Below are 14,454 nucleotides of genomic sequence, written 5' to 3'. Positions count from 1 at the left end.
CCCGGCGTCAGGACCAGGCCCCCCGCTCGCTCAGCACCGTGCGCAGCGTCTCGATGTGATCGGTCATGATGCCATCGACCCCGAGCTCCAGGAGGGCCGCCATCCGCTCGGGCTCGTTGACCGTCCAGACGTGCACCTGGAGACCCAGCGCGTGCGCGGTGCGGACGAAACGGGCGTCCACCACCGGGATGCCGCCCTGCCGCTCGGGAACCTGGGCGCAGACCGCGCCGGTGCGAAGCGGCGCCGGGATCCCGTACGAGCGCAGCCGCAGTCCCAGGACGCCGCGCACGCCGTACGAGGTGGCCAGGCGCGGGCCGGCCAGGCGGTGCGCCCGGGCCACCCGGGCCTCGGAGAAGGAGCCGACGCAGACCCGGTCCCAGGCGTCGGTCCTGCGGATCAGCTCCAGGAGCGGCCCGAGGGCCGGTTCCGCCTTGATGTCCACGTTCCAGCGGGCCTGCGGGAACTCCTCCAGCAGCTCCTCGAAGAGCGGAAGGGGTTCGGTGCCGCCGACCCTGGCCCGGCGCACCTCGCTCCAGGGCAGCGCGGAGATCCTGCCCCGCGCGTCGGTGACCCGGTCGAGCGTGGCGTCGTGGAAGGCGACGAGGCGGCCGTCCGCCGTGGTGTGGACGTCGGTCTCGAAGTAGCGGTAGCCCGCTTCGGCCGCCCGGCGGAAGGCGGCCGCGGTGTTCTCCACACCGTCCGCCGCCCCGCCGCGGTGGGCGAAGGCAAGGGGTGTCGCGTGATCAAGATAGGGATGGCGGCTCGGTTTCACTGCGGCAGTATGGCCTGCCCGGATGGAGGGGTGGCAACGGGGCCGGGGCCGGCGGGAGGCGCGCCGGTGACCGTCGGCGTAGCGGGTGCGGGGAGTTCGAAGAGCCGCAGGAAGAGCTGGGCGAGCGGGCCGATCGCCAGCGCGTACAGGACCGTACCGGCCCCGAGCGAGCCGCCGAGCAGGAAGCCGGTGACGACGACGGCCACCTCGATCGCCGTACGGACCAGCCGGATGGAGCGGCCCGTGGCCCGGTTCAGCCCGGTCATCAGCCCGTCCCGCGGACCCGGGCCGAAGCGGGCCGCTATGTACAGCCCGGTCGCCACGCCGTTCAGCGTGATGGCCAGGACCATCACCGGGATCCTGGCCCAGATACCGTCGAGGTCGCCGACCAGGGCGAGCGTGCCGTCCATCGCCAGGCCCACCACGAAGACGTTGGAGACCGTGCCGAGCCCCGGACGCTGCCGGAGCGGGATCCAGAGCAGCAGCACGATCGCGCCGACGATGATCGAGACGACGCCGATCGAGATGCCGGTCAGCTCTGTGAGGCCCTGGTGCAGGACGCCCCACGGCTCCAGACCGAGTTCGGCGCGGACCAGGAGCGCCGAACTCGCCCCGTAGAGCGTCAGACCCACGTACAGCTGGACCAGTCGCCGGGTGAGGTGGGTGGTGCCACGGGCGGTGGTGCTGGACACGTGTTGCCCCCTGGTGTGGTGGTAGTGGACTGCTGCGTGTCACTCTGTGGCAGGGGATCGGTCACCAGACATGGCCAATCCGAGGAAGGTGGACTGATTTTCATGGCGCAGTGGACTTCGACCGTCGGGGCGGCCCAGCTCGCCCGGCAGCTCCAGGCCCAGCAGCCCCGGCCCACCGGCTCCGCCGGACGGAAGCCGCCCGCCTACCGCGCGCTCGCCGACGGCGTGCGGCTCCTCGTGCTGGAGGGCCGCGTTCCGGTCGCCGCCCGGCTGCCCGCAGAACGCGAACTGGCCCTCGCCCTCGCCGTCAGCCGCACCACCGTCGCCGCCGCCTACGAGGCGCTGCGCGCGGAAGGGTTCCTGGAGTCGCGGCGCGGGGCCGGAAGCTGGACCGCCGTCCCGGCCGGGAACCCGCTGCCGGCCCGGGGGCTGGAACCGCTGCCTCCGGAGTCGCTGGGCTCCATGATCGACCTGGGCTGCGCCTCCCTGCCCGCCCCCGAGCCGTGGCTGACCCGGGCCTTCCAGGGTGCGGTGGAGGAGCTGCCTCCGTACGCCCACACTCACGGCGACTACCCGGCCGGGCTCCCCGCCCTGCGGCAGATGATCGCCGACCGCTACACCGCGCTCTCCATCCCGACCATGCCCGAACAGATCATGGTCACCACCGGTGCGATGGGCGCCATCGACGCCATCTGCCACCTCTTCGCGGGCCGCGGCGAACGGATCGCGGTCGAGTCCCCTTCGTACGCCAACATCCTCCAGCTGATGCGCGAGGCGGGCGCCCGGCTCGTCCCGGTCGCGATGGAGGAGGGCATCGGCGGCTGGGACATGAACCGGTGGCGCCAGGTGCTGCGGGACTCGGCGCCCCGGCTCGCCTATGTGGTGGCCGACTTCCACAACCCGACCGGCGCGCTCGCCGACGAGCAGCAGCGGCGGGACCTCGTCGACGCGGCCCGCTCCGCCGGCACGGTCCTGGTCGTCGACGAGACGATGACCGAACTCCGGCTGGACGCCGACATCTCCATGCCCCGCCGGGTCTGCGCCTTCGACCCGGCCGGCAGCACGGTGCTGACCGTCGGCTCGGCCAGCAAGGCGTTCTGGGCCGGGATGCGGATCGGCTGGGTCCGGGCGGCCCCGGACGTCATCCGCTCGCTGGTCTCGGCCCGTGCCTACGCCGACATGGGCACCCCGGTCCTGGAACAGCTCGCCGTCAACTGGCTGATGGGCACGGGCGGCTGGGAGCAGGCGGTGGAGATCCGGCGGGACCAGGCGCGCGAGAACCGCGACCAGCTGGTGGCGGCGGTGCGCCGGGAGCTGCCGGACTGGGAGTTCGCGGTGCCGCGCGGCGGGCTGACCCTCTGGGTGCGCACGGGCGGCCTCTCCGGCTCGCGGCTGGCGGTGGCGGGTGAGCGCGTCGGCGTACGCGTGCCTTCGGGGCCCCGGTTCGGGGTGGACGGGGCGTTCGAGGGCTATGTGCGGCTGCCGTTCACGGTGGGCGGCCCGGTCGCGGAGGAGGCGGCGGTGCGGCTCGCGGCGGCCGTGGAGCTGGTGCGCTCCGGAGCGGGCGCCGGGGCGGACGCGCCGCGGAGCTTCGTGGCCTGAGGGGCGCCCCTCCGCCGCTCACCCCTCGGCGATCGCCGCCTGCGCCTTGGCCAACTGCCCGGTCGGTACGGCCTCCACGGCCACCGGCACCTCCGCGGTGTCCTCGACCGGTGCCTCGGACACGGCGGCCGGCTCCTGCCGCGGCTCCTGCGGAGCGGCGCCCGGCAGCTGCGGCAGCGCGTCGAGCACCGCCTGCCGGTGGGCCTCGCTGGTGGCGTCGTCGTACGGGTCCGGCGTCGCCGGGACCTGGAGGCGCAGCACCGGCCCGGTGCCCAGGCGCGCGTAACCCCGTCCGGCCGGAACCTCCGGCGGCGGGGTCGTGTTCGGCTCGGCGCCCAGCACGGCGGCGATCTGCTCGCGGGAGGCGGGCCCGAGGACGACGCGGGCCCGGGTGTGGGTCCGTACGGTCTCGGTGAGGATCTCCACGGCGTCGAACTGGTCGGCCAGGACGACGGTGACCCCGGCCGCGCGCCCGTGCCGCAGCGGCACCTGGAGCAGCTCCTGCGGGTCGGGCCTGCCGTCGGCGGCGGCGAGGTGGCCGAGCACGCCGGGACGGTCCAGCAGGATCCAGAGCGGCCGCTTGATGTCCTCGGGGACCGGGTGGCCTCCTTGGCGTGCCCGGTTGGCGAAGATCAGCCGGCGCTCCGTCTCGTGCGCGGCCCACTCCAGAGTGGCCAGCGCCCCGCTCAGGCCGGACTCCACGGCGAGGACGCCGGCGCGGCCGATGAGGGCGCCGTACTCACCCGTCCCGCTGCCGTCGACGACGAGGACGTCGCCCTGCTGGAGGGCCTGGAGCGCGATGGAGCGGACCAGGGTGGTGGTGCCGCTGCCGGGCTGGCCGATTGCCAGCAGATGGGGTTCGGTGGAGCGGTTGCCGGTCCGCCAGACGACCGGCCAGGCATCCGCGGTCGTGTCACCGTCGCGCACCGGCACCGTACGGCGTACGGCGTCGGGGTCGGTGAAGCCGAGGACCGTCTCGCCGGGCGCGGTGACGAAGCGCTGGGCGGCGATCGAGGTCGGCAGCGGGTCGAGCACGGTCATGACGAGGCGGTTGGCCTCCTCGTTCCAGGCGAAGTGGTACTCGCGGCCGCGGCCCGACTTGGTGTGCAGCAGCTGCTCGATCCGGGAGCGCGCGGCGGCCTCGCCGTCGGTGAAGTACGCCGGATAGGAGACCTGGAGGCGCGTGAGGCGCCCGTCGCCGTCGAAGGCGTACTCCGTGAACGTCTTCTCCCAGTCGCCGCCGTGGGCGAAGAGCGGGTCGGGGTCCTCGGACACCGAGAAGTACGGCACGAGCGCCTCGTAGAGGGCGCGCAGACGGGTGGACTCCGCCTCGTCCGGGCCGGTCTTCACGGGGGTCCGCTCCCGCCCCTTCCACGCGGCGGCGCCCATCACCGTGATCAGGGCCAGGATCGGCCCGTACGGCACGAGCGCCACGGCGAGCACGCAGGCCGCGGCCAGGAACAGCTTGGGACCACGCCGTTCCTTGGGTGTCGCGGCCCACTTCTGCCGGCCGGAGACGGCCAGCAGCCGCAGACCACGCAGGATCGTGATCAGCGGATGGAGCACATCGGTGGCACTGTCGGCGGCCGTGCGCGCGATCTCTCTGCTGCGAGTGATCGAAGCGCTGCCGCTGCTCAGAATGCGGGGGAGTGGTCGCCGGGCCACAGCTGTCTCCTGAAGGGGTGGGAGCGGTTGCGGAGCGTCAGAACTTGATCCCGCCCAGCAGACCGGCGAGGCTCGCCCCGCCTGCCGTGATGCTCGGCGCGATCGCGGTGCCGGCCAGGTAGAAGCCGAACAGCGCGCAGACGATGGCGTGGGACGCCTTGAGCCCGTCCTTCTTGAAGAACAGGAAGACGACGATGGCGAGCAGTACCACGCCCGAGATGGAAAGGATCATGAGCGGATCTCCTGGTTGAGGGGACAGTCACCATGAGTCCTTCCAGGATCACGCGAAGTATCTATACGATAAAAGGTGCAATCGAGTGAATAAAACGCATTTTCACTTGACTGGCGGAGGTGAACCCGTGGCCCGCGCGCGGCGATGTGGAGTCCGTGCCGGGCAGGAGTCGCCCGAGCTGATCTTTTGCCGTATCCGGGCCCGGTCATGTCCGTCCCCGAGCAGTACCCTGTCGATTCACTCGTACGGCCCCGTGCCGTACACCACCCGGTCAACCGCGGCGGCGAGAGCCGCCGCGCGGTCAAGGAAGGCGGCCCGCGCGATGAGCGAGACTCCCGATCCCGAGGTGGTCGAGCTGGCGACCAAGGTCTTCGACCTGGCCCGCACCGGCGAGACCGAGGCGCTCGCCGCGTACGTCGACGCCGGCGTCCCCGCCAACCTCACCAACGACCGCGGCGATTCGCTGCTGATGCTCGCCGCCTACCACGGGCACGCCGAGGCGGTCACCGCGCTCGTCGCCCGCGGCGCCGACCCGGACCGGGCCAACGACCGCGGCCAGACGCCACTGGCCGGAGCCGTTTTCAAGGGTGAGGACGCCGTCATCGACGCCCTGCTCGGCGCGGGTGCCGACCCCGCCGCCGGAACACCGTCCGCGCGGGACACGGCGCAGATGTTCGGCAAGGCCGACCTGCTGGAACGCTTCGGTGACCGTTGAGGGGGCGGCGGACGTGTCCGCCGATGGGTCCGCTGACCGGTCCGTCGTAAATGTGGTCGCGGTGGCGAAATGGCTGGGTCATCATGACGTCGCGGGTCCATTTCGGGCCACCGACGAGAGGCAGAGGAAGATGGTCTACACCAAGCACCGGACGGCGATCGGCCGATCATGTCGCTGCGCGGCGTAGGGATGTCCGCTGGACATCCCGCCGTGCCCATGGGGTACGGAGCACTGCACACAAACCCGGTTGTGTCGACAGCTTGATGTGAGGCTTTCTCCCATGTTCGATCCGTTCATAGCGCCGAGCGGCACCCTGCTCGGCCTGCTGCAGAGGGGCCGCGGCGACGGCACGCTCCACGCGCTCGCCGCGCCGCGCCCCGAGGCCCTCGCGGCCCTCAACCACTGCGTCGTGAGCGACCCCCGTCACGACTGGCAGGTGGAGAACCGCTCCCTCTACTACGCCCGCCTGTACCTGGATCTCGACGGCGGCATCGAAGAGATCGAGCGCCACCTCGGTAACCCCGACGACCACACGGACACCGACGACTCCCGTACCGGACTCGCGCTCTCCGTCCTCGGCCACCTCGCCTCCTACGGACGCGACGACGCCCTTGCGCTGCTCCGCCGCTACGCGGCCACCGGCGCCAACTGGGCCTGGGCCCTGGACGAGCTCGCCCTGCGCGACGACGACGCGGGCCTGCGTTCACTCGCCCTGCCCGTCCTGGGCCGCTTTCCGGCCACCGAGGAAGGCACCGCCGAGCTGGCCGCCGCCGTACGCGACTCCTTCGAGCCGCGGCCCTGGCGGCTCTGGGCCGACGACCCGCGCGAAGCGGTCGGCGCCCGGGTGCGGGCCGCCACCGAACAAGGCTCGTTCGACCGCTGGCAGCGCCAGATGCGCCCCGGCGGCCCACGCCCCGGCTGGAGCGTCCAGGCCGTCTTCGACTGGGCCCAGCAGGCCCTGGAGCGCGGCAGCGAACTGCACGTCCCCGCAGCCCGCTGCCTCTCCGCCGTCGCCGGACCCGAGGACTATCCCCAGATCCTCGAAGCCGCCCGCGACGGCTCCGAAGGCGCCCGCTGCGCCGCCCTGCACTACCTGGCCGAGGCGGCCGACCCCGCCGTCCTCGACCTGATCGAGACCGCCGCCCTCAGCCCCGCCCGCACGGTCGCCGACGCCGCCGTCGCCGCCTTCGAGCGGATGGCCGGCGACGACGCCGTCGAACGCGCCCGCCGCTGGGCCAGGCGCCCCGACGCCCTCGGCGCCTCCGCCGCCGGGATCCTCGCCTGCCGCGGTACCGCCCAGGACGCTCCCCAAGTCCTCGGCGCGCTGCGGGAGGCCGTACGCGGCGACGGCCCCGACGCACCACGGCTCTGGACTCTGGTCGACGGCGCCGGCCGCCTCGGCATCGCCTGCGCCGCACCCGTACTGCGCCACGTCTACCGCGAGACCTCCTCCTCGCATCTGCGCGGCCGGGCCGCCCGGGCCCTCGCCGCCACCGACCCCACCTTCGCCACCGGCTTCGCGGTGGAGTGCCTCTGGGACTGCGAGGAGACCACCCGCGAGGTGGCCGCGCTGCACGCCGAGACCGGAGACATCCGCGTCGCCGAACGGCTGCGCCGCCTCGCCGCCGACCCGGCCGAGGAGGCCGAGGTGCAGACGGCGGTCCGCAGCCGGATCGGCCCGGACGCACCGGCGCTCTGACCGCGCGACGGGCGTAGGAGGGGGCGTTGTCAGACCCTCCTCCTACGCTTCTCACCATGGACATCGACACGTGGTGGGGGCTCGTCGGACGGGCACGTGAGGCGGCCGGGGACCGGGCGGACGACCGGGACCCGCCCGACGACCCGCTGCCCGGCGCGTTGACCGACGTGCTCGCGGCCCTGGAGCCCGCGCGGATCGTCGACTTCGCCGTGACGGCGTACGAGGTGACCGGCTCGGCCTACCGGTGGCCCTTGTGGAACGCGGCGTACCTCATCGAAGGCGGCTGCGGTGACGACGGGTTCATGGACTTCCGCGACGGGCTCGTCCTGCTCGGGCGCGAGGTCTTTACCCGGGCGGTGGCCGACCCCGACTCGCTGGCCGGGCTGCCCGTCGTGGTCCGGATGAGCCGCGAGGAGAGCGGCTGGATCGGCTACGAGTCGCTGACCGGGCCGGTGAAGGCGGCGTACGAGCGGGCCGGAGGCGCGGCCGACGGCTTCTACGCTGCCGTCGAGGCGGCCGACCGGGGTCGCATACGGACCGGGGAGCCGGCCGGCCAGCACTGGGACGCAGAGGACGCCGACCTCGCCCGTCGCCACCTGCCACGGCTGGCGGCGCTCTTCCTGGACTGAACGCGAGCTTTCCGCCCCACCGGTGCGCTCTGCCGGCCCTGCGGTGCGGCCTTCCGTCCCTGCGGTGAAGTCTTCTGCCTCTGCGGGTCGGCACGCGCCGGAACAGAATGGCGCCATGACCGGACGCTGGGAGTTCTGGATCGACCGGGGCGGCACCTTCACCGACGTGGTGGGCCGCCGCCCCGACGGCCGGCTGGTGACCCGCAAGCTCCTCTCGCACGACCCCGGACGCTACGACGACGCGGCCGTGGCCGGAATCCGCCTGCTCCTCGGCCTCCGCGACGGTGAGCCCGTGCCCGCCGACCGGGTCGCCGCCGTCCGCATGGGCACCACCGTGGCCACCAACGCCCTGCTCGAGCGGCGCGGCGAGCCGACCGTCCTCCTCATCACCGAAGGCTTCCGGGACGCGCTGCGGATCGCGTACCAGAACCGCCCCCGCCTCTTCGACCGCCACATCGTCCTCCCGAAGGCCGTCCACGAGCACGTGATCGAGGTCCCCGAACGTATCGACGCCGAAGGGCACACCGTACGAGCGCTGGAACTCGACGCCGTACGCGAGCAGTTGCGCGCCGCCCACGCCGGCGGGCTGCGCAGCGCCGCCGTCGTCCTGATGCACGGCCACCGCCACCCCGACCACGAACGGGCCGTCGCCGAGGCGGCCCGCGAGGCCGGATTCACCCAGGTCAGCACCTCCCACGAGGTCAGCCCGTTGATCAGGCTCGTCCCGCGCGGCGACACCACCGTCGTCGACGCCTACCTCTCACCGGTACTGCGCCGGTACGTCGACGAGGTCGCCGCCCGCCTCGAAGGCATCCGGCTCCTGTTCATGCAGTCCAACGGCGGGCTGCGCGAGGCCGCCGCGTTCCGGGGCAAGGACGCCGTCCTCTCCGGCCCGGCCGGAGGCGTCGTCGGCATGGTCCGTACGTCGTGGCAGGCCGGACACGAACGGGTCATCGGCTTCGACATGGGCGGCACCTCCACCGACGTGTCCCACTACGCCGGAGAGTTCGAACGGGAACCGGGCACCCAGGTCGCCGGGGTGCGGATGCGCGCTCCGATGATGAGCATCCACACGGTGGCGGCCGGCGGCGGCTCCCTGCTCCACTTCGACGGCCGCCGCTACCGGGTCGGCCCCGACTCGGCGGGCGCCGAACCCGGACCCGCCTGCTACCGCCGGGGCGGCCCGCTCACCGTCACCGACGCCAACGTCATGCTCGGCCGCATCCAGCCCGCCCACTTCCCCGCCGTCTTCGGCCCCGACGGCGACCAGCCGCTCGACGCGGGCCTCGTACGGGAACGGTTCGCGGAGCTCGCCGACGAGATCGGCCGCGCCACCGGAAACCGGCCGGCCGAGGCCGACGTGGCGGCGGGCTTCCTGGAGATCGCCGTCCTCAACATGGCCAACGCCGTGAAGAAGATCTCCGTGCAGCGCGGCCACGACATCACCCGCTACGCCCTCACCGGCTTCGGCGGCGCGGGCGGCCAGCACGTCTGCGCCGTCGCCGACGCGCTGTCCATCGACACCGTCCTCGTACCACCGCTCGCCGGAGTGCTCTCCGCCTACGGCATCGGCCTGGCCGACGCGACCGCCATGCGCGAGCGGTCGGTGGAGGCGGAGCTGGACGAGTCCGTACGGGAACGGGTCGAGCGGCTCTGCGCGGAACTGGCCGACCGTACGCGGGACGATCTGCGCGCCGACGGCGTGCCCGATTCCGCCATCGGCACGCGGGCCCGGATCCTGCTCCGGTACGCGGGGACGGACGCGGCGCTCGCCGTGGCCCTGGACACGGCAGGGGCCATGGCCGAGGAGTTCACCGCCGCCCACCGCACCCGGTTCGGCTTCACCATGGACAAGCCGATCGTGGTCGAGACCGCCTCCGTCGAGGCCACGGGGACGACCGGGGGCGAAGGCTCCCGCACTCCTGACCCCGCACCCCGAGAAGGCGCACTCGAACCGCGCGACACCGTCCTGATGCACGCCGAGGGCAGGGAACAGCAGACGCCCTTGTACCGCCGCGAGGACCTCCGCCCCACCGACACCGTCACCGGACCCGCCGTCGTCGCGGAGGACGACGCCACCACCGTCGTCGACCCCGGCTGGCAGGCGACGGGCAGCACCACCGGCCACCTGGTGCTCACCCGGGCCCGGCCCCGGCCGGGCAGGACGGCCGTCGGCACCCGGGTGGACCCGGTGATGCTGGAGGTCTTCAACAGCCTCTTCATGTCGATCGCCGAGCAGATGGGCGTCCGCCTGGAGAACACCGCCCACTCCGTCAACATCAAGGAGCGCCTCGACTTCTCCTGCGCCCTCTTCGACGCCGACGGCAACCTGATCGCCAACGCCCCGCACATCCCGGTGCACCTGGGCTCCATGGGCGAGTCCATCAAGGAGGTGCTCCGGCGCAACGAGGGCACTCTGCGCCCCGGCGACGTGTACGCCATCAACGACCCGTACCACGGCGGCACGCACCTGCCCGACGTCACCGTGGTGACCCCCGTGTTCGACGAGGACGAGCTGCGGTTCCTGGTCGCCTCGCGCGGCCACCACGCCGAGATCGGCGGCACCACACCCGGCTCCATGCCCGCCTTCAGCCGGACGATCCAGGAGGAGGGCGTGCTCTTCGACAACTGGCTCCTGGTCCGCGACGGCCACCTCCGCGAGGCCGAGACCCGCGACCTGCTCGCCTCCGCCCCGTACCCCTCCCGCTCCCCGGACACCAACCTCGCCGACCTCCGTGCGCAGATCGCCGCCAACGAGAAGGGCATCGCGGAACTCCGCCGCATGACGGCCCAGTTCGGGACGGATGTCGTGGCGGCCTATATGGGGCACGTCCAGGACAACGCGGAGGAGTCCGTACGGCGGATCGTGGCCGGGCTCCAGGACGGCGGCTTCCGCTACGAGACCGACGCCGGGGCCGTGATCCAGGTGGCGCTCACCGTCGACCGGGAGACCCGGAGCGCGGTGATCGACTTCACCGGCACCTCCGAGCAGCGGCCCGGCAACACCAACGCACCCCGTTCGGTGGTGATGGCCGCCGTCCTGTACGTCTTCCGTACCCTCGTGGGGGAGGACGTCCCGCTCAACAGCGGCTGTCTGAAGCCGCTGGACGTGCGGATTCCGGCTGGTTCGATGCTCGACCCGGCCTACCCGGCGGCGACCGTCGCGGGCAATGTGGAGACCTCGCAGGCCGTCACCGGAGCCCTGTACGGAGCACTCGGCGGCCAGGCGGAGGGATCCGGCACCATGAACAACCTCACCTTCGGCAACGACCGCGTCCAGTACTACGAGACGGTCGCCAGCGGCTCCGGGGCGGGCGACGGCTTCGACGGCACCGACGCCGTGCAGACCCATATGACCAACTCCCGGCTCACCGACCCCGAGATCCTGGAGTGGCGGCTGCCCGTACTCCTGGAGAGCTTCGCGGTGCGGGAAGGCAGCGGAGGCGAGGGGCGGTGGCACGGCGGCGGAGGCGTGGAGCGCCGGATCCGCTTCCTGGAGCCGGTCACGGTGGCGCTGCTCTCCGGGCACCGCCGGATTCCGCCGTACGGGGCGGAGGGCGGGGAGCCCGGGGCGCTCGGGGAGCAGCACATCGAGCGGGCGGGCGGTGGCGTGGAACGGCTGGAGGGGTGCGACACCGCCGAACTGGAGGCCGGTGACGTACTGGTGGTGCGGACGCCGGGCGGCGGGGGATACGGGCCGTCGGGGGCGTGACCGGGGGCGCGCGGGGCCGCCCGGGAGCCGTGGCGCGGCCGCCTGCCGCCGGTCGCATAAACGCCGTTTCGACCGTTGTCAGTGCGAGGACCTAATCTGTCCCTCGTGACTTCGCCTGCCGACACGGAAAACGCTGCGCCGCAGCTCAGCGCGGGGCCGAGGCCTGCCCCGGGCCCTGCCGCCGACGAGGGGCTCTCGCGTCGGCTGCGCGCGCTCGCGTGCACGGCGCCACTGCACGACCTCGACGTGCGCAAGGCGAATCTGGCCGGTGAGTACACGGTGTACGCCATGGCGGAGGTCGCCCTCGCGGCCATCGACCACGTCACGCTCAACATGGACTTCGACACCGGTGCCGACCACGACCAGATAGTGGCCAGGCTGCTGCCGCGCGTCGGCGCCCAGGCCCCGGACCGCCCCGTCGCCGAGCACGAACGGGTCGCGCGCTGGGTCCTGGAGAACCTGATCAACGTCGGCAGCGTCGACCGGGGCTTCCGCGCGGTCTACGGCACCTTCGGACCCGACGGCGTCTACGTCCGCCGGGACTACGACTTCAAGCTGATCGAGGAGGTCCCGGGCTACGGCGGCACGGTCTACCTCCGCGCCACCGACGAGGCGGTCAACGTCCTCGTCGGCGCCCTGGACACCGATGTCACCAGCGCTCAGATCGCCGCGGAGGTCAAGCTGGAGGTCCTGATCAGCCGGGGCCGCCTCGCCGACGCCCAGCTCGCCGCCGAACAGGCCCGCTATCGCACCGTGCAGTACGCCGAGACGCTGCGCCGCACGCTGGAAGCGACCCGGCGCAACGTCCGCGCGGTCGACTGGCTCAGCACCGTCCCGGACATGATCGCCGAGGCCCTGGACCACGTGGCCGACCGCTACCGCCACGAGAACGCGATCCTCACCAACATCCGCAAGGCGCGCGACGAGGCCGAGGACCCCGAGCACAAGCGCCGGGCCGCCGAGCTGGTCGACATCGTCAAGGACTGCATCCGCCGCCACACCCAGCTGCAGTCGCGCCTCCTGGAGGCCGGGCCGCTCTTCCGCGCCGAGCAGGACCGGCAGGCGTTCGCCACCCCGGCCGCCCACGCGGGCCTCGATCTGTACGGGCAGCTCCTCGCCCCGCTCCTCCCGCTCCCCGTCGAGCAGTCCCTGCGGGCCACCGACGCCTTCTTCGCGCACGGCACCGGGCTGCGCACGCCCACCTCCGTCCGCGTCGGCGACCTGGTCGAGATGCTCCTGACCCCGCCGCTGGAGCGCGAGCACCTCGGCATGGAGATGCCCGAGCCCGACCTGATCGCGACGCCCGACGACAGCCGGTTCAGCGACGCCCAGCTGAGCAGCGCCATGGCCCTGCTCGACCTGGAGCACGACGCGCCCCGCAGACTCTCCGGACTGCTCGCCGAGGCCCGCCGCAGCGACCCCGACCTGCCGTACCTGGTCGCGCTGCTCGCCGTCCACGCCGCCAGCCCGCCCGTCGGCACCGCCTACCGCCAGGGCGAGCGGCGCCTGCTCTTCGCGGTGGACGACGGTACGCAGCTGGAGGACCCGGAGTTCGGCGGCGCCGACCTGATCGTGGGCACCGCCCTGCTGGACGCCGCCGGAATGGCCGCGGACCGCCAGGAGGCCTCATGACCGGCCCCGTACGTCCTGTGCGCCCCCACCTGTCCCGTACCGACGCGCGCCCCCACCTTTTCCGTACCGAGGAGTCCCAGCCGTGAGCGACCACGACGCCGAGCACCCCGACGCGTGGACCGAGCCCACCGCGTACGCCGCCTCCTCGACGACGTACGCGGCCTCATCCACGACGTACGCGGGCGACTCCGCTCACCCGCACACCGCCGAGCCCAGCGGCACCGGCCAGGGGCCCGTCACCCCGGCCGACGCCGCCGACGCCGCCCGCCTGGTCTCCTTCGGGCTCCAGCCCAAGCTGCTGCCCGCCCGCGACGCCGAATACGCCGACCTGCTCCGCCGGTACCGGGAGGAGGGCGCCTTCGCGCGGCTCGCCGACGCCGTCGCCACCGGGCTCGGCCTCATCGTCCTGGAGGTCTCCCCGCGCGCAGGCATGGCCGTCACGGCAGGCGAGGACTCCGTCTTCGCCGTCCGCATGGGCGACTACGCCCGCCGCGCCTCCTCCGACGCCGCCGACCGCTTCCTCCACGGCCTCGCCCACCTCGCCGTGGCCGCCCTCGCCTTCCCGCGCCCGGAGGACCTCGCCGACGACGCGTACATCGGCCGCATCACGGTCAACGGCGTCGACGCCTTCGTACGCCAGGCCTGCAAGCGCCTTGAGAAGCGCGCCGAGGAGCAGGGCGACAACACCGATCCCGCCACCGACACCCCCGGCCTCGAATCCGGCTGGCGCGTCTACGCCCGCCGCAGCTCCACCGGCGCCACCAAGGACGCCCGTCGCCTCGCGGGATCCACCACCGGCATCATCGGCAAGGCCGTCGCCTTCCTCACCGACTCCGGCTTCCTCCAGCGCACCGGCGACGACGCGGGCGGCGCCTACCGCACCACCGCCCGCTACCAGCTCCAGGTCCGCGACATGGCGGGCAGCGCCGCCATGGCCGAGCTGCTGGAGCTCGGCGTCGTGCCCGTCACCGACGGCTCCGCCACCCTGCTGCCGCCGTCCGACCCCGACGACCTGGAGCTGGCGGCCGACGCGGGCCTGCCCTTCCACTCCTCCTGATCCCGCCCGCACCGCCCAGCTCCGCCACCGCTTCTCCGAACGACGAG

11 protein-coding genes are annotated in these 14,454 nt (G+C 73.2%); 7 read left to right on the top strand and 4 right to left on the bottom strand.

What is annotated here, in order from left to right; all coding sequences use genetic code 11:
* Positions 1–7 precede the first annotated feature (7 nt).
* The gene (locus tag ACIRR8_RS22640) at positions 8–772 is read right to left on the bottom strand and encodes a glycerophosphodiester phosphodiesterase (protein ID WP_404067688.1); all 765 of its coding nucleotides are present in this window, start codon (positions 770–772) and stop codon (positions 8–10) included.
* Complete coding sequence (locus tag ACIRR8_RS22635; RefSeq protein ID WP_404067685.1) at positions 769–1,464, bottom strand: YitT family protein; 696 nt, start codon at positions 1,462–1,464, stop codon at positions 769–771. The genes ACIRR8_RS22640 and ACIRR8_RS22635 overlap by 4 nt, the downstream gene beginning before the upstream one ends.
* A 102-nt stretch (positions 1,465–1,566) precedes the next feature.
* Here ACIRR8_RS22635 and ACIRR8_RS22630 point away from each other — a divergent pair, with 102 nt between their 5' ends.
* On the top strand, positions 1,567–3,066 hold the full coding sequence (locus ACIRR8_RS22630) for a PLP-dependent aminotransferase family protein (protein ID WP_404067682.1): 1,500 nt from the start codon (positions 1,567–1,569) through the stop codon (positions 3,064–3,066).
* A gap of 18 nt (positions 3,067–3,084) precedes the next feature.
* Here ACIRR8_RS22630 and ACIRR8_RS22625 read toward each other — a convergent pair whose 3' ends face one another.
* Positions 3,085–4,731: a hypothetical protein gene (locus ACIRR8_RS22625; RefSeq protein WP_404067680.1), complete on the bottom strand. Its 1,647-nt coding sequence runs from the start codon at positions 4,729–4,731 to the stop codon at positions 3,085–3,087.
* A 37-nt stretch (positions 4,732–4,768) separates the two neighbouring features.
* The gene (locus ACIRR8_RS22620; protein WP_003970432.1) at positions 4,769–4,963 is read right to left on the bottom strand and encodes a hypothetical protein; all 195 of its coding nucleotides are present in this window, start codon (positions 4,961–4,963) and stop codon (positions 4,769–4,771) included.
* A 322-nt stretch (positions 4,964–5,285) separates the two neighbouring features.
* Between ACIRR8_RS22620 and ACIRR8_RS22615 the strand changes: the two genes are divergently transcribed.
* The 6 genes from ACIRR8_RS22615 (at position 5,286) to ACIRR8_RS22590 (ending at position 14,407) form a co-directional block, all read left to right on the top strand.
* Positions 5,286–5,678, top strand: a complete 393-nt coding sequence (locus ACIRR8_RS22615; protein ID WP_404067677.1) for an ankyrin repeat domain-containing protein — start codon at positions 5,286–5,288, stop codon at positions 5,676–5,678.
* Positions 5,679–5,958: 280 nt separating this feature from the next.
* Complete coding sequence (locus ACIRR8_RS22610) at positions 5,959–7,377, top strand: HEAT repeat domain-containing protein (protein WP_404067674.1); 1,419 nt, start codon at positions 5,959–5,961, stop codon at positions 7,375–7,377.
* 56 nt (positions 7,378–7,433) lie between these two features.
* Positions 7,434–8,006, top strand: coding sequence for a DUF4240 domain-containing protein (locus ACIRR8_RS22605; protein WP_404067671.1), 573 nt, complete (start codon positions 7,434–7,436; stop codon positions 8,004–8,006).
* A 115-nt stretch (positions 8,007–8,121) separates the two neighbouring features.
* On the top strand, positions 8,122–11,718 hold the full coding sequence (locus tag ACIRR8_RS22600; RefSeq protein ID WP_404067668.1) for a hydantoinase B/oxoprolinase family protein: 3,597 nt from the start codon (positions 8,122–8,124) through the stop codon (positions 11,716–11,718).
* A gap of 105 nt (positions 11,719–11,823) precedes the next feature.
* A complete protein-coding gene (locus ACIRR8_RS22595; protein WP_404067665.1) occupies positions 11,824–13,350 on the top strand; it encodes a hypothetical protein in 1,527 nt (508 codons plus the stop codon).
* 82 nt (positions 13,351–13,432) lie between these two features.
* On the top strand, positions 13,433–14,407 hold the full coding sequence (locus ACIRR8_RS22590) for a hypothetical protein (RefSeq protein WP_404067662.1): 975 nt from the start codon (positions 13,433–13,435) through the stop codon (positions 14,405–14,407).
* Positions 14,408–14,454: the final 47 nt, after the last annotated feature.

The sequence above is a fragment of the Streptomyces sp. NPDC101178 genome, assembly GCF_044767965.1.
Taxonomy (GTDB): domain Bacteria; phylum Actinomycetota; class Actinomycetes; order Streptomycetales; family Streptomycetaceae; genus Streptomyces.
Note: the sequence above shows the minus strand (reverse complement) of the source record. Positions and strands in the feature narration are given on the sequence as shown.